Genomic DNA, 575 nt, shown 5'->3' with positions numbered 1-575 from the left:
CATGGTCTTGTGGGCCATGGCTAACACAATGTCCCGCGGACTGGCCGGAGAATCCACCCAAACCTGGCGCGACTAAACAGGTACATCGCAGACGATATCCGGCACTCACGGATCAGATGCCCTCTGACTGGCGTTTGGTTCTGGTTCAGATAGGTGAGAGCTGATTTAGAGTCACCGGGCCAAGTTGGATTCCGTGTCCGAATCACCCACTTGAGCAGCGATAAGTCCGCCCTGTGGTCAATCGATAAACCCGGTTCATTCCCTCGATCGTGTCTGGTTCAGGTTCGGACGGATATCGACGCACCCGACGTCCGTGGTCCTGCCCTGCTCGAAAGCCTTCCTGGACATCATGACCGCCCGCGCCGCCTATCCGTCCGACCTGTCCGACGCCCGCTGGGCCCTGATCGAACCCCGCCTGACCGCATGGCGCCAAGCCCGCACCGACGCCGGCGTCAAAGGCCGCGTCGCCACCCACGACATGCGCGAGATCTTCAACGCCATCCTCTACGTCAACCGCACCGGCATCGCCTGGCGCCACCTGCCCCACGACCTGCCGCCCTGGCAATCCGTCTACT

1 protein-coding gene is annotated in these 575 nt (G+C 61.9%); it reads left to right on the top strand.

What is annotated here, in order from left to right; translation table 11 throughout:
- Positions 1-349 precede the first annotated feature (349 nt).
- Positions 350-575, top strand: a 226-nt coding sequence (locus tag QSK31_RS48545; protein ID WP_285692001.1) for a transposase, incomplete at its 3' end; no start/stop codon positions are given.

The sequence above is a fragment of the Actinoplanes sp. NBRC 103695 genome (assembly GCF_030269485.1).
Lineage (GTDB): Bacteria > Actinomycetota > Actinomycetes > Mycobacteriales > Micromonosporaceae > Actinoplanes.
The sequence above is the reverse complement of the archived record's forward strand: the minus strand, read 5'-3'. Positions and strand labels throughout refer to the sequence as shown.